A 21,306-nucleotide genomic window follows, 5' to 3' on the forward strand; every position below is an offset into this window, starting at 1 on the left:
GAGCAACTTCCTGTGCCCTTGTCCATGGTCGACAATGGCGGGCTTGCAGTGGAGAGACCCGCGCGGCTGGCGCGCGGGTCTTCAAACCCTGGTTTTACGGGTTACTTGGCGAGGCGGGCAGCTTCCTCGCGCGTCCGGGCGGCAAAATCCGTCAGAGCGGACTTCGCGTCCTTCGTGCCGAGTGCGATGGCCTGCCAGACGTCGTATTCGTTGGTGCGCATCCAGGTGACGACCGGCGGGCGCGGACGACCGCGAGCGAAGTCGAGCTGCTTGATGGCGACGTCGATGCCCTGTTCCTTGGCAAGCGCCTCGGCGGCCAGCGGCTGGTTCATGGTCTTCTTGTTGATCGGCATGTAGCCGGTTGCCGCAAACCAGATCGCATTCGATTCCGGAGAGGCGGCGAAGGACATGAACTTGTAGGCGGCGTCCTTCACCTTCGGGTCTGCAGAAGACAGGATACCGATGCCGGCGCCGCCGATCGGAACCGCGCAGACCTTGTTGCAGGGCATTGGCAGCACGACGACATTGTCGCCGAGACCCTTCTTGACGTCACCGTAATCGCCGGTCGAGTTCATCATCATGCCGGCATGGCCGGACAGGAAGACCTGCTTGTCGTTCTTCTCGTCGGTCACGCCGTCGGCGGACGCAAGCTTGTCCTTGACCAGCGACGCCATCCATTCATAGGCCTCGATCGTGTTCGGGCTGTCGATCAGGATGTCGCCAGTCTTGGAATCGATCAGGTCGCTGTCGTTCGACATGACCAGACCCCAGCGGGAGAACTGGCCGGGCGCTGTCATACCCATGACACCATCGCCACCCAGTTTCTCGGTGATCTGGCGGGCAGCCGCGCTGATATCGTCGAAGGTCTTCAGCGGCGGCAATTCGGCAAAACCGGCCTTCTTGAAGATGTCCGTGTTGACGTAGAGCACCGGGGTCGAGGAGTTGAAGGGGACGATATAGTTCTTGCCGTCATAGACGCCGACCTCGCGGGCGAAGCCGAACAGGTCGGCGGAGAGCGGGTCATTCGCCAGCTGGTTGGTGAGGTCGTCGAGAACGCCCCGATCGGCGAAGAGACCGTAGCGGGTGACCTCCATGATCACCGCGTCAGGCGCACGGCGCGCCGGAATGGCGGCCTGGAGTTTGGCGACGATGTCGTCGTAATTGCCGATGAACTGGGAATCGATGTGGATATCGGGATTGGCTTTTTCGAAGTTGGCGATGATTTCGCCAATCGCCTTGCCGTTGGAGGCCGTGCTCTTGAAGCTGTGCCAGAATTCGACGGTCGTATCTGCGGCAAAAGCGGCCTGGGCCATGACCGAGACGGCGCCGGCCAGCAGGAGTGCGGAGAGTTTCTTCATGGAATGATCCTTTGCAACTAAAATTGCAGTGATATTACATCTTGCAATTATAGTGGCGAAGCGACGGTTCGTTGACGGATGGATGAAGAATTGATGACAGTGGCCGGGCTTGCGAACCCAGCGTAAATTTGCAAGCCATCCGCTTTGTTATAGTGTCGGGCGACAGACTGTCTTTGAGGAGATTCTCCATCTCGGCCTTCCTTGATCAACTGAAAGCCTATGCGGCGGACGGCACGCCGGCGGAGCGCCGGCTGGCGCGCTTTTTCCTCGATAATCTGGCCGACATTCCCTTCGAGACGGCAGCGTCCATCGCCACCAAGATGGACCTGAGCCCGATGACGGTCGGCCGCTTCCTGCGCCGCCTCGGCTTCCAGGGTGTCGACGGGTTGAAGAGCGAATTGCGCAGCGGCGCGGTGTCCTCGGCCTGGCAGTTGACGGACCGCATCGAGACGCTGCGCGAGGACCTGAAGGCCGGCCGGCTGATGGCCGAACTGATGCAGGAACAGGTCGAGACGCTGCACCGGCTCTACGAGATGTCGAACCAGGAGCGCTGGATATCGGCCGTCGACATGATCCTCGGCGCCCGCGAAATCTTCATTGCCAGCTACCAGAACATCGGCGGCATCGCCCGCTATTTCGCCGAGCAGCTTTCCTACGCCCGCGACGGCGTGCGCTACATGGACGGGCTGAACGGCACCTATGTGGAACTGCTCGGCCATCCGGCGGACGACACGCTCCTGATACTGATCGACGCCCGCCGCTTTGCCTCGAAGTCGCGCATCCTCGCCAGCGAGGCGGCAAATGCCGGCCATCGCATGCTCGTCATCACCGACCAGCATTGCGACTGGCTGGACCCAGAACGCCACCGCGCCCTGATCCTGCCGCCGGCGACGGCGCGCACCTGGGACAGCTTCATGTCGCTGGCCGCCCTTCTCGATTTCCTCATGACCTCGGTGGTGATTGCCGGCGGCGACGCGGTGGCGGAGCGCACCAGACGGATCGAAGCCCTGCAGGACCGCTTCGGCGATTTCGACCGCAAGTAGGAAGCTAAGCCGCCTAGCGGTAAAGCTCGGGCCGGCGTTCGGCGAGATAGGGATTTTCCGCCCGCGCGCTTTCGAGGACAGCATGCTCGATCTCGGCCATCAGCAGGGCTTCATTGCGGCCCGCGCGCGCCAGTTCGCGTCCGTCCGGGCCGGCGATCACCGAGCCGCCAAAATAGGTCAGATGCCGCTCCGTGCCGCAGAGGTCCGCATAGACCATGAAGACATGGTTCTCCAGCGCCCGGGTCGGGATCATGTGCTGCGATATGGTGGGTGAATCCGCCGTGCTCGGCAGCGCAGTCGGGACGATCACGAGTTCGGCGCCGGCGAGCGCCAGTCCACGCGTCATTTCCGGGAACTCGACATCGAAGCAGATCAGCATGCCGACGCGAAAGCTGTTGAATTCGAAGACCGCCGGCTTGGTGTCGGAGGGCTGGAAGGCGGCCTTCTCGGCCTCGCCGTAGAGATGACACTTGCGGTAACACTGCACCGTGCCGTCGGCACAGACAAACGCGGCGCTGTTGAAGACATGCTCGCCGTCACGCTCCGGAAAGCCGGCGACGATCGCGATACCAACGGTCTCGGCGATCTGCCGCAATCTGCCGATCATCGCCCCGTCGAGCGGTTCGGCGATTTCGGCAAAATCGGCACCGAGCGCATAGCCGCTCAGGGAAAGTTCCGGCGTCACCAGCATGTCGGCGCCGAAGGCGGCCGCTGAACGGGCCGCCTTCTCGATCGTTTCAAGATTGCGCTCCGGCGCGCCGGAGGCGGGTTGCATCTGCAGGAGCGCAATCTTCATATGCGGGTCTCGCTTTACTCGGCCTTCACCTGGGTCCAGACGGTATCCCACAGGCGGATCTTGTCGCCAAGGTCCTGGACCAGCTGGAAGGTCTTGAAGGTTGCGTCATCCGGATAGAGCGCCGGATTGTTCTTCAGGGCCGCATCGATCAGCGGCAGGGCGGCCTTGTTGGGCGTACCGCCGCGCAGCCAGTTGGCGTTCTTGGCGGCGACTTCCGGGCGCAGCATGTATTCGAAGAAGGCCTTGGCTTCCTTGACGTCCGGGGCCGACTTCAGCAGGCACATGTCTTCCTGGAAGCCGTTGACGCCTTCCTTCGGCAGCACGAATTCGACCTTGTCCGGCGCGGTGTCGACCGTCTGGGCGGCCGAGCCCGACCACCAGTGGCCGATGGCGAAGTCGCCATTGACGACCTTGTCGCCGACGCCGTCGGTCAGCATCGCCGCCCAGTAGGGCTTGGCCTTCTTGATCGTGTCGCGGGCGGCCGCCAGCTCCTTCGGATCGGTCGAGTTGATCGAATAGCCGTTGTAGATCAGCGCCGCGCCGATGGTTTCGCGCACATCGTCGAGCATGGCGATCTTGCCCTTCAGCGCTTCCGGCGGATCGAAGACGACCTTCCAGCTGTTGACCTCGATGCCGTTCGTCATCGCCTTGTTGACCAGAAGACCGGTCGAACCCCAGTTGTAGGGCATGCAGTTCTGGTGGTCGGGATCGGTCTTGGCCTTGAAATACTTGTCGTCGATGTTCTCGTGACCCTTGAGGTCCTGCAGGCCGACCGGCTGCAGGAGATCGAGTTGGGTCATGATGTCCTGCATGTGGACGGACGGGAAGACGATGTCGTAGCCGGTGGCGCCGGCCTGGATCTTGGCCAGCAGTTCCTCGTTGTTGCCGTAGTTGTCGAGGGTGACGTCGATGCCGGTTTCCTTGGTGAAGTCGGTGAGGATTTCCGGGTCGATGTAGATGGACCAGTTGTAGAGGGCCAGCTTGCCCGCGGCAAAAGCACCGCTGGCGGAGAGGGTTACCATGCAGACCGAAATCAGGCCTGCCAGTCGCAGTTTCTTGAGCATCGTATTCCCCTGTTTTGCTTGGTTGGGTTCGAAAATTCCTATTTGACCAGCGGATCGCGGCGCAGCCGAAGCGCCAGCACGACCACGCTCATCGACACGACGACGATCAGCACCGAGACCGCGTTGATTTCCGGCGAGACGTTTCTCTTGATGGCGCTGAACAGATAGACGGGCAGCGTGGTTGAGCCGACGCCGGAGGTGAAGAAGGCGATCACCAGATCGTCGAAGGAGATGACGAGCGCCAGAAGATAGCTGCCGATGATCGCCGGCATCAGAAGCGGCAGCGTGACGCGCCGGAAGGTGGCGAGCGGATGGGCGCCGAGATCGGCGGAAGCCTCCTCCAGCTTGCGGTCCATGCCGGCCAGCCGCGCGCCGACGACAACGGTCACGTAGGAGGCGAGAAACAGCGTGTGGGCGGCAATCACCGAGAAGCGGCCGAGCGGAATGCCGATCGACGACATGAAGATCAGTGTGGCGATGCCGAGCACGATGTCCGGAATGACGATCGGCAGCATGACCAGCGCCCGGTAGGCGTTTTTGCCGAAGAAGCGGGCGCGGTCGAGCCCGATCGCCGTCAGCGTTCCGATGACGGTCGCAATCGTCGAGGCGGTGAAGCCGACGATCAGCGTGTTGATGACCGAAATGGCGAGGTTGGGATCGGAATAGAGCTGCGCGTTGCCGGAGGCGATTTCCGGCATGTCACGCGAGATCAGGCCGAGGTTTTCGAACACCCGCAGGTACCAGTCGAAGGTGAAGCCGGACCACGTCATCATCGACACGTCGTTGGCGTTGAACGAGTAGACGACGAGGATGGCGATCGGCAGGTAGAGGAACAGGAAGAAGAGCCAGAGATGGGCCTTCAATGCCTGCCTGCCCCGCCGGCTCCAGCTGTGGCGCGCGGTCATGGGCGTTCCTCCAGGTTTCCGGCGGTCTTCTCGGTGCGCACCATGTAGACGAGTGCGGCGAGCACGATGATGCTCAGCACGGTCGCCACGGCCGAACCGAAGGGCCAGTCGCGGGCCGACAGGAAGGCCTGGACGAGAAGCGTGCCGACCTGCAGGCTCTTGGCGCCGCCGATCAGCGTCGGGGCGATGAAGTTGCCGAAGGCCGGAATGAACACCAGCACCAGACCGGCGGCGATCCCCGGCCAGGTCATGGGAATGACGACGCGGCGGAATGTGGCAAAGCGGGTCGCGCCGAGATCGAGCGAGGCCTCCACCAGCCGGTAGTCGAGCTTTTCCACCGAGGCAAACAGCGGCAGGACCATGAAGGGCAGATACTGGTAGACCATCGCGAGGATGATGGCGCCCGGGGTGTAGATGAGCTGCAGCGGCTCGGAAATCAGGCCGAGGCTCATCAGGATGTTGTTGAACAGGCCGTCGGCGCGCAGGATCAGCATCCAGGCGTAGACGCGCACCAGCGCATTGACGAAGAACGGAATGGTGACGAGCAGCAGCAGCGCGAAACGTCGCTTTTCCGGCTGGCGGGCGATGAACCAGGCGGCCGGATAGCCGATCAGGAGCGCCAGGAGGGCCGTGAGCCCGGCAATCAGCGCCGTCTTCAGGAAGATGAAGATGTAGACGAAATCCCAGTCGCGCAACTGGTCCTCGTTCGGCAGGCCGGCGATGCGTGCATAGGAGTCGAAATCGACGGTCCAGATGACCCCGCCATAGGTGCCGCGTGTCAGGAAACTGTAGATGACGACGAGCGAAAGCGGCACGACGAAAAGTGCGAGGACCAGCAGGAAGCCGGGCGTCAGCAGCGCCATCACACCGCCGGCGCTCTTCCGTCTGCGGTTGGCGGGCGCGGCCGTCATGCGGATACCACGCGGACATGCGCCGGATCGTAGGCGAGCGTCACCTTCGAGCCCGGTGCGGGCGGTTCGCTCTGGCCGTCGATCAGGGCCACCATCGTCTCGTTCGCCGCAATCACGACCTCGATCCGGATCTTGTCGCCGAGATAAGTGCTGTCGCGCACCGTCGCGGCGATGGTCGGCAATGTGTTGCCGTCTTTCGCAAGGCTCAGCCGCTCCGGCCGGATGATGGCCGAAAGGTTGTCGCTGTCAGGAACATCCGCATCCGCGGTGACGAGCGTCTCGCCACCGGAAAGCACCAGCCGGCGGCCCGATCCTTCGGCCTCGCCCGCCTTGCAGGGCAGGACCGAGGCTTCGCCGACGAACTGGGCGACGAAGCGGCTCGCCGGGCGGTCGTAGATCTCTCGCGGGCTGCCGGTCTGCTCGACGCGGCCGGCATTCATGACGACAACCGTGTCGCTCATCGACAGCGCTTCTTCCTGGTCATGGGTGACGCATAGGAAGGCGATGCCGATCTCGTGCTGCAGGTTCTTCAGTTCGATCTGCATTTCCTTGCGCAGCTTGCGGTCGAGTGCTGCCAGCGGCTCGTCGAGAAGCAGGATTTTGGGCTTCAGGACCAGCGACCGGGCCAGCGCCACGCGCTGCTGCTGGCCGCCGGAGAGCTGGCCAATGCGGCGGTCGCCGAACCCCTCCAGCCGGACGAGCTGCAGCGCCTCTTCAACACGGCGGCGGATTTCGGCCTTGGCCACGCCGGCAATCTCCAGCCCGTAGGCGACATTGCCGGCGATCGTCAGATGCGGGAACAGGGCGTATTGCTGGAACACCGTGTTGACCGGGCGCTCATAGGGCGGCTTGAAGGTCATGTCGGCACCGTCGATGAGGATCGAACCCTCATCCGGCTCTTCAAAACCGCCGATGGTGCGCAGCAGGGTCGTCTTGCCACAGCCCGAAGGCCCCAGCAGCGTGGTGAACCGGCCGCGGCGAACCGGCAGGCTGACCGTATCGAGCGCACGCACGAACGTGCCCTCGGCCGAACGGAACCGCTTCGACACGTTCATCGCCTCGACGACCGGCGTGCCGCTTATTTCCTGTCCCTGCTCTTTGTGGATGTCGGTCTTCATGCTGCGATCAGGTTCCCGTCATTCTTCCGAGGGCAATTGTTTTGCCGCTGTGAGAATATGTTTGCATTCTTTTGCAAAGTTAGTCAAATAACATTGTTAAAAAAATGTTCACTGCCTATCATATGGGCAGTTGCTGGAATAATGATCGGAAATACGGCAATGACGCATGAAAAAGCAGGCACTCCGGCCTTCGCCGCCCATTTCGGTCCGACGGGACGTCCCCGCGCCCGCGGCCTTGGATTGCCGCTCTCCGGCGCGACCGGACCCAACAACGCGATCACCGATGTTAGCGGCGTAACCGTGGGCCTGACCACGCTCATTCATGACGACGGTCCGAAGCCGGTGCGCACCGGCGTCACCGCCATTCTGCCGAGAACGCCGGACAAGCTGCTCAACCCGATCTGGGGCGGCGCCTTCTCGATGAACGGCAATGGCGAGATGACCGGCATCCACTGGCTGAAGGAAGCCGGCTGGTTCACCGGTCCGATCACCATCACCAACTCGCTGTCCGTCGGCATCGCCCATCACGCAACGGCACGCTACATGGCCGAGACGTTTCCGGACAAGGTCGGCGAGGACATCTGGGTGCTGCCGATCGCCGCCGAGACCTATGACGGCTACCTGAACGACATTGCCGGCTTTCACGTCCGCGAGGAGCATGTGCGCGCGGCAATCGACAGCGCATCTGACGGCCCGGTCGCGGAAGGCTCGGTCGGTGGCGGCACGGGCATGATCGCCTACGAATTCAAGGGTGGAACCGGCACGTCCTCGCGGCTCGTCGCGCATCGCGACGGCACGTTTACCGTTGGCGCGCTCGTCCAGGCCAATCACGGGCTCCGACCATGGCTGACCGTCTGCGGCAAGCCGGTCGGCAAGGACATGCCGGACAATTGCGTCTTCTCACGCGAGCGGGGCTCCATCATCGTCATCCTGGCGACCGATGCGCCGCTGATGCCGAGCCAGCTCGATCGCCTCGCGCGGCGCGCCGCCATCGGCATCGGCCGCGGCGGCACCCCGTCCGGCAATAATTCCGGCGATATCTTCGTGGCGTTTTCGACCGCCAACGATCCCGGCCAGCTCCCCGAGCCGCCGCGCCTCAGGATAGACGCCCTGTCGAACGACGATCTGGACCCATTCTATCTGGCCGCAGTCGAAGCCGTCGAGGAAGCCGTCCTCAACGCGATGGTCGCCGCAGAGCCGATGACCGGCAAGCACGGCCATCACGTCTCGGCCCTCGACCACGGCGCCCTGAAGCGGGCCTTCGGCCTCTAGCGCGCGACCTTGCGCGCGCCGGCAACGCACAGCACCACCGCGATCGTGACGACGATCATCAGCGGGCTGATGGTCTCGTGCAGCAGGCCGGCGGCCAGCGCGAGCCCGAAAAAGGGTTGCAGCAATTGCAGCTGCCCGACGGCGGCGATGCCGCCCTGCGACAGGCCGCGATACCAGAAGATGAAGCCGATCAGCATGCTGAAGAGCGAGACATAGCCGAGCGCGATCCAAGCCTGTCCGCCGATGGCGGCAAGCGATGTTGGCAGATGGGTCAGCGACAGCAACAGCATGAACGGCAGCGCGAGCACCAGCGCCCAGGAGATCACCTGCCAGCCGCCGAGCTTGCGCGACAGCGCCGCGCCCTCCGCATAGCCGAGACCGCAGACGACGATGGCGGCGAGCATCAAGAGATCGCCGACGGGCGATACGGCGACACCCTGCGACAGGGCAAAGCCCGCGACGATGGCGCTGCCGATGCAGGAGATGATCCAGAAGGCCGGACGTGGCCGCTCACCGGCGCGCAATACGCCGAAGGTCGCGGTGGCGAGTGGCAGCAGACCGATGAAGACGAGCGAATGCGCCGAGGTGATGTGGCGCAGCGCCAGCGCCGTCAGCAGCGGAAAGCCGACGACCACACCGAATGCCACAATGGCCAGAGAGAGGAGATCGCCGCGGGCAGGACGCTTCTCCTTCAGGACGAGCAGCAGCGCCGCCGCCAGCAACCCGGCGATGACAGCACGCGCCGTGGTGAGGAAGACCGGGTCGAAATCCATCACCGCCACCCGCGTTGCCGGCAGCGAGCCGCTGAAGATGAGCATGCCGAAAAATCCGTTGACCCAGCCGCTTGCCGTCCTGTCCATCACTGCACTCCGTTGTTCGTCGCCTTATCGTCGGCCGCATCTGGCGCGACCAGATGCAATGCAGTACAATTTTGAAAAACTGTACTGGCACATGGGGCAATACAGATGGACGAGATGCCGATCGGCCTAGCGAAGGGTGAAACGTTGATCGACGGCGTCATGGCCACGATCCACCAGCGGATTTCGGCGCGCACGCTGACGCCGGGCGCGAAGCTGCCCTCCGTCCGCGCCTTCGCAAAGGCGATGGGCGTCTCCACCTCGACGGTGGTCGAAGCCTATGAGCGGTTGGCCGCCGACGGGATCATCCGCGCGCGGCCCGGCTCCGGCTTCTATGTCTGCAGCCCGCTGGCGCCACTGTCGCTCGCCGATATCGGCCCGCGCCTTGACCGCCAGATCGACCCGCTGTGGGTATCGCGCCAATCGCTGGAAGCCGGCGCGGACATATTGAAGCCCGGCTGCGGCTGGCTGCCGCCCGACTGGATGCCGGAAGCGGGCTTGCGCCGGTCGCTGCGCGCACTCGCCCGCGCCGACGACGCGACGCTGACCGACTACGGCACACCGCTCGGCCTTTCGGCCCTCCGGCAATTGCTGGCAAGGCGGATGGGCGAATACGGCATAGAGGCCTCGCCCGACCAGATCATGCTGACGGAATCCGGCACGCAGGCGATCGATCTCCTCTGCCGGCTGCTGCTGGAGCCGGGCGACACGGTGCTGGTCGACGACCCGTGCTACTTCAACTTCCATGCCCTCTTGCGCGCACATCGCGCGACCATCGTCAGCGTTCCCTACACGCCGACCGGACCGGACGTGGCCCTTTTCGAACAGGCGCTCGCCGAGCATCGGCCGCGCCTCTACATCACCAATTCCGCGCTTCACAATCCCACCGGCGCGACGCTTTCGCCGGTCACCGCCCATCGGCTGCTGAAGCTTGCCGAGCAATTCGGCACGACCATCGTCGAGGATGACATCTTTGCGGACTTCGAACACCAGCGCGCGCCTCGGCTGGCCGCTTTCGACGGCCTCAACCGCGTCGTCCATATCGGCAGCTTTTCGAAGACGCTGTCGGCTTCGGTACGCTGCGGCTATATCGCCGCCCCTTCCGACTGGATCGACGGACTGACCGACCTGAAGATCGCCACATCGTTCGGCGGCGGCCACCTGTCGGCGGAGCTGGTGCTCGCCGTGCTGAAGGACGGCAGCTATCGCAAGCACATGGAGACACTGCGCACGCGGCTGTCGCGCGCCATGATGGAAACGATCCGCCGGCTGGCGACGCTCGGAGTTTCGCCTTGGCTGGAGCCGTCCGCCGGCATGTTCGTCTGGTGCAGGCTGCCGGATGGCGCAGACGCTTCCGCCATCGCGCGCTACGCCCTGGCGCAAGGCATCGTGCTCGCCCCCGGCAACGCCTTCAGCCTGTCACGCTCCGCAAGCAGCTTCCTGCGCTTCAACGTCGCGCAATCATCGGACGATCTGATCTACAGGGTGCTTGCCGACGCCATGAAAAGCGAGACGGTATCGCCGAGCGCCGGCATGACCGCCTGACGGATACGCCGCGCGCCGACAGTCACCGCGGCGGGGCGGTCGTCTCCCGCAGCGCCAGCCGCAAGGGAGGAACGCCGGGATCGACGATCGTCTCGTCGCCCGACATCAGCCGGTGCAGACGCGCGACCGCGCTGCGGCCGAGATCGCGGATCGGCTGCACGACGGTGGTAAGCCGCGGCAGGACGAAGGCCGCCGAGGGGATGTCGTCGAAGCCGATGATCGAGATGTCGCCCGGGATGGAAAGGCCGGCGTCATGCGCGGCATGGATGGCGCCGATCGCGGCGATATCCGTGGTCCCGATGATCGCGGTCGGCCGCTCGGATCGGCCCAGAACCAGATTGGCCAGCCGATAGGCCTCGTTGAAATTGTGGGTGTCGCCGAGTTCGATCGCCAGCGGCTTCAGGCCGGCCTTCTCAAGGGCATCCGTGATCCCGGCGACACGGCGGCGGATCGGCTGGCTGTGGGCCGGCGCGCCGATGACGGCGATGCGCTTGTGGCCAAGCCCGATCAGGTGCTCGGCCATCATTCGTCCGCCAAGCTCGTGGTCGACCGCGACCTTTTCGCTTTCGAGACCGTTCAGGTCACGGTCGAGGGCGACGATCGGGACATTGTGCGCCTTGAACTCGGCAAAGTGCTCGAATTCCTCGAGCGCACTGGCGACGATGACGCCGTCGACGCGCTGCGAGAGCAGCATGGCGATGTAGCGCCTCTCGTGCTCGCCGCTTTCGGCCGTGCTGCAGATGAAGGTCTGGTAGCCGAGGTCGAACAGCGCCTGTTCCATCGTGTGGGCGAGAATGCCGAAGAACTGTACGTCGAGCGTCGGCAGGAGAACGCCGACCAGCTGGCTGCGACCGCTGCGCAGAACGCGTGCGCCGCTGCTCGGCCGGTAGTTGGCCGCCTTCATGGCCTCCTCGACCTTCTGGCGGACTTCGGCGGAGACATAGCCGTTGTTGTTCAGCACGCGCGAAACCGAAGTGACCGACGTACCCGCCAGCTTGGCTATGGTCTTGATGCTTGCCATCGGCTCTCCTGTGACCTCACTCCCGCTATAGCGGAACGACGGCCCGCTCCGTCAAGTGCAATCCACCAAAACCACACCTTCGTCCCCCTCAGCTCATGACATTGCCGCCGTCGACATTGTAGCACTGGGCGACGATGTAGGCGGCGTCGGGACCGGCGAGGAACGCCGCCATTGCCGCCTGCTCGGCGGGCGCGCCGAAGCGGCCGGCCGGAACCGCGGCGGCGACGCGCGCCTTGACCGCGCCGGCGGGAAGACCTTCCAGCGCACCGAGCTTGGCATCGACCACGTCCCACATCGGCGTGTCGACGACGCCCGGCGCGATCGCGTTGACGTTGATGCCGTGGCGGATCAGATCGAGCGCACAGCTCTGGGTGATGCTGATGACCGCGGCCTTGGTGGCGCAGTAGGCGACCGCCGGGCCCTCGCCGCGCCGTCCGGCCTGCGAGGAGAAGTTGATGATGCGCCCGCCGCGTCCCTGCTCGACCATGCGGCGCGCGACGGCCTGGGTCATGAAGATCAGGCCGTCGACATTGACGGCGAAGACTTTCGCGGTGCGCTCGCGCGACATGTCCAGAATCGACTGGACCTCGTAGATGCCTGCCGCATTGACGAGAATGTCGATACCGTCCGCCCATTCGACAGTGCGGGCGACGACGGCATCGATGCTCTCCTGCCGGGTGACGTCGAGCGCCACGCCGATCGCCTGCGAGCCGATTTCGCTTGCAACACCATCGCAGGCGCCCTGATCGAGATCGGCGACCACCACCCTTGCGCCATCTCTCGCGAAGCGCTCGCAGACCGCCCGCCCGATGCCGCTCGCGCCACCGGTAACGATCGCGACCTTGCCGGCCACGGGACCGGATACCTGCTCATCGGCCATCATGCGACGCTCCCTGTCTTCGAATGATCAGGCACGACCAGCGTGCGGATCTCGCCGCCGGCCGGCGGGCTCGAAATCGCGCCCACGGCGTCATCGAGGCCGATCCGGCGGCTGATCAGCGGCTCGACGACGACGGTGCCAGACGCAATCAGGTCGGCCGCGCGGCGGTGCGTGAAGGGATTGAGGAAGGACGTGACGATGCTGACCTCGCGGAAGAGGATGTCGAAGGGCTCGATCTCGACCTTTTCGCCGCTTGGCAAGACACCGAGGATGACGGTCATGCCGCCCTTGCGGGTGAGCCTCGGCGCCTGCTCGACGGTTTCCTTCAGGCCCGCGCATTCGAACACGACATCGGCGCCACCCGGCAGGAGACCGCCGTCCGAAACGATATTGGCAATCACATCACCTTCCGTCGGGTCGATCGTCGCCGTGGCACCGAGCGTCTCGGCGAGCCTGCGCTTTGCCTCGCTGCGGGTGATGAGCACCACCTTCGTCGCGCCGGCAAGCCGCGCCAGCTGCACCACCAGCAGACCGATCACGCCGCCGCCGATGACGATCGCCGAAGCGCAGGCCTCAATCCTTGCGAGATCGACGCCGTGCAGGCAGCAGGCCAGCGGCTCGCAGAAGGCGCCATGCAGCGGCGGCAAGGAGAGCGGCAGCTCGAACGCCTGCTTTTCCGGGACGATCACATAATCGGCAAAACCGCCATTGCGGTGGATGCCGATCGCCTGCAGATTATGGCAGAGATTGACGCGGCCCTGATGGCAGGCGGAGCAGCGGCCGCAGGCGATGTTCGGATCGCCCGTCACCCGCATTCCCGGCCGAAACCCGGTCACGCCCGCCCCCACCGCTTCGATGATGCCGGCGAATTCATGCCCGAGCGTGACCGGCGGCTTCGAGGGAAACTCGCCGAGGAAGAGATGCCGGTCGGTGCCGCAGATGCCGCAGGCCTCGACGCGGACCAGAAGCTCGCCCTCCCCCGGTGCCGGCTTGTCCACGTCGCGCAGGGTCAGTTTGCCCACATCCTCCAGAAACAGTGCCTTCATTCTCGATCCTCCCTGCTTCAATTCTTCGTATCATCGCCCGCTTCAAGCCGCTGCAGCAATGTCCCCATGGTGGGAATTCCGTCGGTGGCGGTCGCGCCGCCGAGGCAGGCGACAGCCGCAAGGTGCGCGGCATTCAAGGTCTTCCGGATCGGCCAGCCCTCGTGAATGCCGTAGACGACGGCGGCGCAGAAGGCGTCGCCGGCGCCAACCGGACTGACGATGTCCGCGGGGTTGACCGGCTTCGACGGGATCCAGATCGGCTCACCTTCGACAGGCGTCCACAGCGCACCCTCGGGCGCATGCACCACGACGGCCCGCTTGACGCCGGCCCTGATCAAGCTTCCGGCGGTCTCCGCCAGACGGTCGCGCATAAGAGCACCGTTGGCAGAGCGGACACCGATGCCGGCGGCCCGCCCGGCCTCGATCTCGTTGACGATCAGATAGTCGCAATGCGGCAGCGACGGCGCGACGATCGCCGCGAACTCCGGGCTGGCATCGGAAACGAGGTCGACGCAGGTGATCATGCCGGAGGCGCGCACACGTTCCAGCAGGCGCGACGCGCCGGTCCTGCCGTCCTGCTCCAGCCGATCGAGCCGGCCGAGCAGCATCAGGTAGCCGATGTAGAAAATGCGGTAGCCCTTGGCGGCGAGGCCTTCGACCGGGACGTCTTCGGCTTCGAACAGGTCGTTTGCGCCGCCGTGATAGAAAAAGGTCCGGCTGTCGCCCGGCACGCTGATGACCTCGTCATAGGCCGTCAGGGCAGCGGAAACGGTGCGAAGTGCGGATGTGTCGGCGCCCAGCTTTTCGCAGTGGGCGCGGATGAGGTCGCCATGCGGGTCGGGACCGATCGCGCCGATCGCCGCCAGCGGGAACGGAGCGGCGAAGGAGGAAAGATTGGTCAGAACGTTCGCCGCACCGCCGCCGACGCCGATCTGCCGGCCGGAGAGCCGCACAAGATCGCCCTTGTCCGGCCAATGCGATGCGGTGTGCACCACATCGACGATCCAGTTTCCGGCACAGGCGATGCCCCTCTTCGTCTCAGGCGCCTCGTTCGACACGCGACAGCTCCTCGTTCCACAAGCGCCGCAGAGGCGCCTCGTCTTCCTCGATCGCCGCGAAACGTCCAACCTCCTCCAGGAAGTAGTTGTCGGTGTTGTCGTCGTTGACTTCGCTGACCTCGCCGCCGAGCACCGGCCCGTGGCCCGGCTTGGCGTAGAAGCGGTGATAGATGCCGCGCTCCAGAGTGATGCTCTGGCCGGGCAGAAGGTCGATCGGCTGCCAGGCGTCGCGGTGATGCGGTGTGCCGTCAACGAGCACGGTTACCGGCGCGTCGACCGCCCGGCCGGCCTCGTCCGAAGGCGCACATTCCATGACAAGGATGCCGCCGCCGCGGTTGATGATGTCTTCCGTCTTCTGCTTGTGGCGGTGAGCCGGGGTCAGCTGGCCCTCGCCGACGAAGAGCAGCTTTTCGGCATAGGTGCGCTCGCCCGGCTCGCCGGCGCGGCCATTGCGCAGGCAGAACAGCGTGAGCCCGCAGGAGGAGAAATTACCGAGGCCGAAATCGGTGACGTCCCAGCCCATCTGATGATCGACGAGAAAGCCGGCCGTAACCGGATCCCGCCGTCGGTCCTCGTCCGACCATCCCTCCCAGGCCGGCAAATGCCAGCCATGGGTCTTCACAAGGTCGAGGGCGCCCTTGAGCGCACGGTTGATCTCGGATCGCTTCATGGCGCGCCATACTCCACGGCAACGACGCGGTTCTCGCGCCCGGATTGAAGCGCCGCCGTCAGCACCGCATGGTGATCGGCCGCTTCCTGAGGGGTGGCGCAGCCGAAGCCATTGGCATTGCCGCCGCAGAGCTCGTCGATGAAGGCTGCCCACATCTGCTGGATGGCATCGGTGAAGCCGAACTCGAAGATCTTGCCGGTCAGCGTCGGGAAGACGGAATTGTAGCCGAGGTCTTCCGTGCACCAGGCCTGCAGACCGCCCGGCGTGTAATCCATCCACTGCCACTGGCGCGGCGACTTGGTGGTGAAGAAGGCGCTCTTGCGCATGCCTAGGACGCGGATGTACCAGGTGTTGGATTCACCGGGCGCGATGCGCCAGGTCTTCAGCACCATCGGGAAATCCTTGCCGTCGGCCTCGACGCGCGCCGAGATCGTCGCATTGTCCCAGGTCGTGCAAGGCAGCATGCCGCCTTTGCCGTCCGGCCGCTCGCGCACGATCTTCGTCAGCTGTGCATGCACGCTCGACGGCCGCCAGCCGAGGCGAAGCGGCACGTGCAGCACATGCATGCCGAGGTCGCCCATGCAGCCATAGGCGCCGTTGACGTGCTCCATCCGCTTCCAGTTGATGACCTTGCCGGGGTCGATGTCAGAGGAATGCAGGAAGCCGGCTTCGACTTCGATGATGTCGCCGAGATCACCGCTGCGAATGAGGTCGATCACCTTCTGGGCGCCCGGGAAGAACGGCATCTCCGACGAGCAGCGGACGAAAACCTCCGGATGCTCGGCAAGGGCCGCCTGGATCGCCAGGTTCTGGTTGCGGTCCATGCCGAACGGCTTTTCGCCGAGGAGATGTTTGCCGGCCCGGATGATCTCCGGATACATGTCGGCATGCAGGCTGTGCGGCACAGCGCAATAGACGGCATCGACATCCGGATTGGCGAGCAGCTCCCGGAAGTCCGTCGTCGTCTGGCCAAGGCCCGGCACGTTGTCGGAGAACCATTCCATCAGCGCGACATTCGTGTCGCACACGGCGACGATCTGCGGCACCGCCCTGGCGTCGGCGAGATGGATCCAGCGCGCCGCGGCGCTGGCGAATTCCCGGCCCATCAGGCCGCAGCCGATGATGCCGAAACGGATTGTCTTGCGGGATGTGCTCACGGGCCGTCTCCTTTATGCCAGATGGGCCGATGCGGCCTCGACGGACGCCTGCTCGTGGACGATCGCCATCAGCGCGCTGGTCATGGCGCGCGGATTGGGATGCTGGATGACGTTGCGGCCATAGACGATGCCGCGCGCGCCCTGCTCCATCAGCGTCTTCGTGCGGGTCAAAATCTCGTTGTCGGAGACCCGTCCGCCGCCGCGCACCAGCACCGGAAGCCCTTGGGCGATCTCGATGACGCGGTGATACTCCTCGACATTGTCGCAGGGGTCCGCCTTGATGATGTCGGCGCCGAGTTCGGCCGCCTGACGCACCAGCGGCATGATCTTATCGATCGCGCCGTCGACCATGTAGGCGCCCTTGGAATTGTCCTGCATGACCAGCGGCTCGACCATCAGCGGCATGCCGTAGATCTCGCATTCGCGCTTCAGGAGGTTCACGTTGCGCACGCAGGCACGATAGACCTCCGGCTGGTCGGGCAGCATCAGCAGGTTGACGACGACGCAGGCCGCATCCAGCACGACGCCCTGCTCGACCGGCCGGTCGATGACCTCCGAAAACAGCGCCGACGGCAGCGGATTGCCGTAGATGTTGGCGATGTCGGTGCGCAGCACCAGCGCCGGGCGGGCCTTGCCCGGGATCGACTGCAGGATCTTCGCGGTGCCCGGCGGCAACTGAATGGCGTCGGGATTGGCGTCGGCGATGATCCGGATTGCCTTCTCCATATTCTCGATGCCGGCAAGAAACGTCTTTTCGTTGAACATGCCGTGATCGATGGCAACGTCGAAGCAGTTTCCTGAGGTGCCGAAAAGTCGGTTCAAGCGCGCTTGTTTCATCTGGAAAATTCCTCATGTGGTAACGGTTCCACATTCATATTTGCTAAACGCCCCGGCCGTCAATCAAAATGTGGTATCGTTTCCATATTTCGGCGAAAGCTATCTCTCCGGAGGTCAGCAGCCGACTCCCCGCCTATCAGAAATTTTTACTCAAGAAATATCAAGTAAACATAATTGCGGCATACTTGATTTTATCTATATAAATGCGAACCAAACAAATATGAATAAATAGCAATATCGATCAATATTTCAGTATAGTTCCCGCGCCAGCGGATCCTAAATACATAGAAATGTGGCAGATAAGTTTGCACTATCGGTCATGACGTGTTAGCAGAGCGCCCATGCCTGACATAAAACCGAAAAAGCGAGCAGATATACGTTTGCCGCACGACCATCTGATTTCGCGGCATCGCTGCGTCTGACCGGTTGAGCAGGTCTTCCAATTCCCGAAAGTCCCTGAAAAGGAGAACACCCATGCGCAAGCTATTACTCATCTCATCTGCACTGACCGCCATCTTCGCGATGCCGGCCGCAGCAAGCGCCCAGGACGGCGACGCTCAAAAGTGCGGCGAGATTTCCATCGCGCAGATGAATTGGGCCGCAGCCGAAGTCACCACCAACATCGCCAAGTTCCTCCTGGAACAGGGCTATGGCTGCAAGGTCAGCCTGGTGAAGTCCGACACGATCCCCGCGATCACCTCCGTTGCCGAAAACGGCGAACCGGACGTGGTGACCAACCTGTGGCTGAATTCGGCCGGCGACGCCTACAAGAAGCTCGAGAAGAACGGCACCATGGTTCGGCTCGCCAGCGTTCTGGATCCGGGCGGCGTCGAAGGCTGGTGGATCCCGACCTACCTCGCCAAGGAACACCCCGAGCTGACGACCATCGAAGGCGTCATGAAGCACCCCGACTGGGTCGGCAATCGCTTCAACAACTGCCCGGACGGCTGGGGCTGCCGCGTTGTTTCCGACAATCTGGTGCGCGCTCTCGACCTCGAATCCTCTGGCATCAAGGTCTTCAATCACGGCTCCGGCGAAACGCTGGCATCCTCGATGGGTTCGGCCGTCACCGACGAGAAGCCGTGGTTCGGCTACTACTGGGGTCCGACCGTGCCGATGGGCAAGTACGACATGACCCGCGTCAAGCTCGGCGACTACAATGAGGAAGCCTTCGCCAACCTGCAGAACGCCGACGCCCCGGATCCGAAGGTCTCCGACTTCCCGGCCGCGCCGATCCTGACCTCGGCGACGAAGGATTTCACCAAGACGCACCCGGCGGAAACCGAATTCTTCCGCAAGATGACGTTCAAGACCTCCGCCATGAGCTCGCTGCTCGCCTGGCAGGACGAGAACAAGGCGTCGGCCGAAGAGGTCGCCGTTCACTTCATCACCGAAAACCCGGACGTCTGGTCCGGCTGGATCAACGATTCGGCCAAGGAAAACCTGAGCAAGCTGCTCAGCCAGTGATGATCTGGCGGCGCGATCTTGCGCCCTTTTCGAACGGGGTCGGCCACGGCCCCGTTCGTTGTGTTTTGTAAAACCCCTTCAAAGAGGACAAGGCGGGCCGGATCGGCCCGAGAGGATGAATGGCAACATATGACGGTCTTTTCAACGCGCTCGGTCTGAGGGCATGGTGTGACGGCGGGGCGGAAAAAGCCCCGATGTCGATGGCGGATCTTCTGGCGAAGACGAAAGGCGGCGGCACGACGGAATCGCTCTGGAACACGCCCTTTCCCTCGCTCAATGCGTTGCACGACGCCTGCAAGGCCATCCCGCAGTCACGCGACCTCACCCAGGGCCTGGAAGCAGGCTTTCTCGACATCCGCGACATCCTTCGCGTGGTCGTCGATCCGCTGACCCAGCCGCTGAGCTGGGCGCTGGAGGACATGCTCTGGGTGATGACGCATACGCCGTGGTGGATCATCATGCCGGTGTTCTTCGCCATCACCTGGCTCGTCACGCGTTCGTGGAAGATCGTCGGCCTTGTCGCAGTCATCATCGGCCTGCTGGCCTTCGTCGACCAATACAACGAGGCCATGCAGACGCTGGCGATCATCTTCGTCTGCGCCTTCGTCTGCGTGATCATCGGCGTGCCGATAGGTATCGCCATGTCGCGCAGCGACCGGCTGCAACGCGTCGTCATACCCATACTCGACATGCTGCAGACCCTGCCGCCTTTCGTCTATCTCATCCCGCTGATCTTCCTGTTCTCGGTGACTGAACCGAAGCTCTACGGCATCGCGATCATTCTCTATGCCATCGTGCCGGTGGTCCGGTTGACCGACCTCGGCATCCGGCTGGTCGACCGTGACGTGATCGAGGCGGCCGACGCCTTCGGCATGACGTCGAGGCAGAAGCTCTTCGGCGTGCAGATCCCGCTGGCGCTGCCCAACATCATGGCCGGCGTCAACCAGACGATCATGATGAGCCTCGCCATGGTGGTCATCGCATCGCTGGTCTCGGCACCGGGTCTCGGCGTCCTCGTTCTCAGGGGCATCCGCAATCTGGAACTCGGCGTCGGCCTGATCGCCGGCTTCGGCATCGTCGTCCTGGCGATCGCGCTCGACCGCGTCACCAAGGCCGCGCTCGCCCGCATCGACGCCAGCCAGGCACAGCGCTGAGGAGATGAGCATGGAAACGAACGACGCAACGATGAACAAGACCAACGACGTCAAGGTCTCGATCCGCCATCTCTACAAGATCTTCGGCGAAAACCCGCAAGGCGTGATGGATCAGGTCAGAGACGGCATCGGCAAGGCCGAACTCCTGAAGCAGACCAATCACGTGCTGGGACTGAACGACATCAATGTCGACATCCGCAGCGGCAAGATCACGGTCATCATGGGCCTGTCAGGATCCGGTAAATCGACGCTCATCCGCCACCTCAACCGCCTGATCGAGCCGACGGCCGGCGAGGTGCTGTTCGACGGCGAGGATATCCTGACCTGGAACGAATCCCGGCTCCGTGATCTCCGCCGCAAGCACATGTCGATGGTGTTCCAAAAGTTTGCTCTGCTGCCGCACCGCACGGTCATGGAGAACGCCGCCATGGCGCTCGCCACCCGCGGTATCAGCCGTGACGAATACGAGGCGGAGGCCAAGAAATGGCTGAGCCGGGTGGGTCTCGGCGGCTACGGCAACCAGTATCCGCATCAGCTCTCCGGCGGCATGCAGCAGCGCGTCGGTATTGCTCGCGCACTGGCGTCCAATTCGGAAATCATGCTGATGGACGAAGCGTTCTCTGCCCTCGATCCGCTGATCCGCACGGACATGCAGAACCTCCTCCTGGAACTGCAGGACGAGTTGCACAAGACCGTCGTCTTCATCACCCACGACCTCGACGAGGCGCTGAAGCTTGCCGACCATCTGGTCATCCTGAAGGACGGCAGGGTGGTGCAGCAGGGCGAGCCGCAGCACATCCTGCTCAATCCGAACGATCCCTACATCGAGGACTTCGTCGCCGACATCAACCGCGCCCGCGTGCTGCGGGTCCGTTCGGTCATGAGCAAGGGCGCGATCGACGGCGAGTTCTCCGGCGACATCGACCACGACAGCAATCTGGAAAGCGTGATCGGCGAAGCCGAGGGCGCGCTCGACAAGCGCTACCGCGTCATGCGCAACGGCGAACCGGTTGGCACGCTGGAAATGCGGGCGATCATGCGCGCCCTGGTGCCGCGCGTCCAGGCCGAATAGGGGAAGGTCGCCGCTGTGCGACCTTGACGGGCCGGCTGTCACCAGCCGGCCCGTTGGCCTATCAGCGCAGCAGAA

20 protein-coding genes are annotated in these 21,306 nt (G+C 63.8%); 6 read left to right on the forward strand and 14 right to left on the reverse strand.

All coding sequences use genetic code 11. The features are described from left to right. Nucleotides 1-101: 101 nt before the first annotated feature. A complete protein-coding gene (locus tag NN662_RS19575; RefSeq protein ID WP_261932099.1) occupies nt 102-1,358 on the reverse strand; it encodes an ABC transporter substrate-binding protein in 1,257 nt (418 codons plus the stop codon). Between the two features lie 173 nt (nt 1,359-1,531). Here NN662_RS19575 and NN662_RS19580 point away from each other — a divergent pair, with 173 nt between their 5' ends. Continuing rightward, nucleotides 1,532-2,401, forward strand: coding sequence for a MurR/RpiR family transcriptional regulator (locus NN662_RS19580; protein WP_261932100.1), 870 nt, complete (start codon nt 1,532-1,534; stop codon nt 2,399-2,401). A gap of 13 nt (nt 2,402-2,414) precedes the next feature. Here NN662_RS19580 and NN662_RS19585 read toward each other — a convergent pair whose 3' ends face one another. Genes NN662_RS19585 through NN662_RS19605 form a run of 5 tightly spaced genes read right to left on the reverse strand, consistent with a single transcriptional unit; the run spans nt 2,415 to nt 7,195 of the window. After that, the gene (locus NN662_RS19585) at nt 2,415-3,197 is read right to left on the reverse strand and encodes a carbon-nitrogen hydrolase family protein (protein WP_261932101.1); all 783 of its coding nucleotides are present in this window, start codon (nt 3,195-3,197) and stop codon (nt 2,415-2,417) included. A gap of 14 nt (nt 3,198-3,211) precedes the next feature. After that, nucleotides 3,212-4,261, reverse strand: coding sequence for a PotD/PotF family extracellular solute-binding protein (locus NN662_RS19590; RefSeq protein ID WP_261932102.1), 1,050 nt, complete (start codon nt 4,259-4,261; stop codon nt 3,212-3,214). Nucleotides 4,262-4,299: 38 nt separating this feature from the next. Next, nucleotides 4,300-5,166: an ABC transporter permease gene (locus tag NN662_RS19595; RefSeq protein ID WP_261932103.1), complete on the reverse strand. Its 867-nt coding sequence runs from the start codon at nt 5,164-5,166 to the stop codon at nt 4,300-4,302. After that, nucleotides 5,163-6,077, reverse strand: a complete 915-nt coding sequence (locus NN662_RS19600) for an ABC transporter permease (protein ID WP_261932104.1) — start codon at nt 6,075-6,077, stop codon at nt 5,163-5,165. Before NN662_RS19600 ends, NN662_RS19595 begins: the two co-directional genes overlap by 4 nt. Next, the gene (locus NN662_RS19605) at nt 6,074-7,195 is read right to left on the reverse strand and encodes an ABC transporter ATP-binding protein (RefSeq protein WP_410010992.1); all 1,122 of its coding nucleotides are present in this window, start codon (nt 7,193-7,195) and stop codon (nt 6,074-6,076) included. The genes NN662_RS19600 and NN662_RS19605 overlap by 4 nt, the downstream gene beginning before the upstream one ends. Before the next feature lie 159 nt (nt 7,196-7,354). Between NN662_RS19605 and NN662_RS19610 the strand changes: the two genes are divergently transcribed. After that, nucleotides 7,355-8,467, forward strand: coding sequence for a P1 family peptidase (locus NN662_RS19610; protein ID WP_261932105.1), 1,113 nt, complete (start codon nt 7,355-7,357; stop codon nt 8,465-8,467). Here NN662_RS19610 and NN662_RS19615 read toward each other — a convergent pair. Continuing rightward, entirely contained in the window at nt 8,464-9,327 is an 864-nt protein-coding gene (locus NN662_RS19615; RefSeq protein ID WP_261932106.1) for a DMT family transporter, read from the reverse strand. The genes NN662_RS19610 and NN662_RS19615 overlap by 4 nt on opposite strands. Nucleotides 9,328-9,432: 105 nt before the next feature. Here NN662_RS19615 and NN662_RS19620 point away from each other — a divergent pair, with 105 nt between their 5' ends. Further along, entirely contained in the window at nt 9,433-10,869 is a 1,437-nt protein-coding gene (locus NN662_RS19620) for a PLP-dependent aminotransferase family protein (protein ID WP_261932107.1), read from the forward strand. Between the two features lie 22 nt (nt 10,870-10,891). Here the strand turns inward: NN662_RS19620 and NN662_RS19625 are convergent, their stop codons facing one another. From NN662_RS19625 to NN662_RS19655, 7 genes are all read right to left on the reverse strand, one after another. Then, entirely contained in the window at nt 10,892-11,890 is a 999-nt protein-coding gene (locus tag NN662_RS19625) for a LacI family DNA-binding transcriptional regulator (RefSeq protein WP_261932108.1), read from the reverse strand. Nucleotides 11,891-11,978: 88 nt separating this feature from the next. Then, the gene (locus NN662_RS19630; RefSeq protein WP_261932342.1) at nt 11,979-12,770 is read right to left on the reverse strand and encodes an L-iditol 2-dehydrogenase; all 792 of its coding nucleotides are present in this window, start codon (nt 12,768-12,770) and stop codon (nt 11,979-11,981) included. After that, entirely contained in the window at nt 12,770-13,816 is a 1,047-nt protein-coding gene (locus NN662_RS19635; RefSeq protein ID WP_261932109.1) for a zinc-dependent alcohol dehydrogenase family protein, read from the reverse strand. The genes NN662_RS19630 and NN662_RS19635 overlap by 1 nt, the downstream gene beginning before the upstream one ends. Before the next feature lie 17 nt (nt 13,817-13,833). Continuing rightward, nucleotides 13,834-14,874 (reverse strand): carbohydrate kinase family protein, encoded by a 1,041-nt coding sequence (locus NN662_RS19640; RefSeq protein ID WP_261932110.1) that lies wholly within the window; start codon nt 14,872-14,874, stop codon nt 13,834-13,836. After that, complete coding sequence (locus NN662_RS19645) at nt 14,855-15,544, reverse strand: D-lyxose/D-mannose family sugar isomerase (protein WP_261932111.1); 690 nt, start codon at nt 15,542-15,544, stop codon at nt 14,855-14,857. The genes NN662_RS19640 and NN662_RS19645 overlap by 20 nt, the downstream gene beginning before the upstream one ends. After that, nucleotides 15,541-16,701, reverse strand: coding sequence for a Gfo/Idh/MocA family protein (locus tag NN662_RS19650; protein ID WP_261932112.1), 1,161 nt, complete (start codon nt 16,699-16,701; stop codon nt 15,541-15,543). The genes NN662_RS19645 and NN662_RS19650 overlap by 4 nt, the downstream gene beginning before the upstream one ends. Before the next feature lie 12 nt (nt 16,702-16,713). Beyond that, nucleotides 16,714-17,538 (reverse strand): class I fructose-bisphosphate aldolase, encoded by an 825-nt coding sequence (locus NN662_RS19655; protein ID WP_261932113.1) that lies wholly within the window; start codon nt 17,536-17,538, stop codon nt 16,714-16,716. A gap of 474 nt (nt 17,539-18,012) precedes the next feature. Between NN662_RS19655 and NN662_RS19660 the strand changes: the two genes are divergently transcribed. The 3 genes from NN662_RS19660 to NN662_RS19670 all read left to right on the forward strand — a co-directional run bounded on the left by NN662_RS19660 (nt 18,013) and on the right by NN662_RS19670 (nt 21,231). Continuing rightward, nucleotides 18,013-19,005, forward strand: coding sequence for an ABC transporter substrate-binding protein (locus NN662_RS19660; protein WP_261932114.1), 993 nt, complete (start codon nt 18,013-18,015; stop codon nt 19,003-19,005). A gap of 119 nt (nt 19,006-19,124) precedes the next feature. After that, nucleotides 19,125-20,159 (forward strand): ABC transporter permease, encoded by a 1,035-nt coding sequence (locus NN662_RS19665; RefSeq protein WP_261932115.1) that lies wholly within the window; start codon nt 19,125-19,127, stop codon nt 20,157-20,159. A 10-nt stretch (nt 20,160-20,169) separates the two neighbouring features. Next, complete coding sequence (locus tag NN662_RS19670; protein WP_261932116.1) at nt 20,170-21,231, forward strand: glycine betaine/L-proline ABC transporter ATP-binding protein; 1,062 nt, start codon at nt 20,170-20,172, stop codon at nt 21,229-21,231. The last annotated feature ends 75 nt before the right edge of the window (nt 21,232-21,306 follow it).

Origin of the sequence: Rhizobium sp. NRK18, from assembly GCF_024385575.1 — a bacterium.
Lineage (GTDB): Bacteria > Pseudomonadota > Alphaproteobacteria > Rhizobiales > Rhizobiaceae > JANFMV01.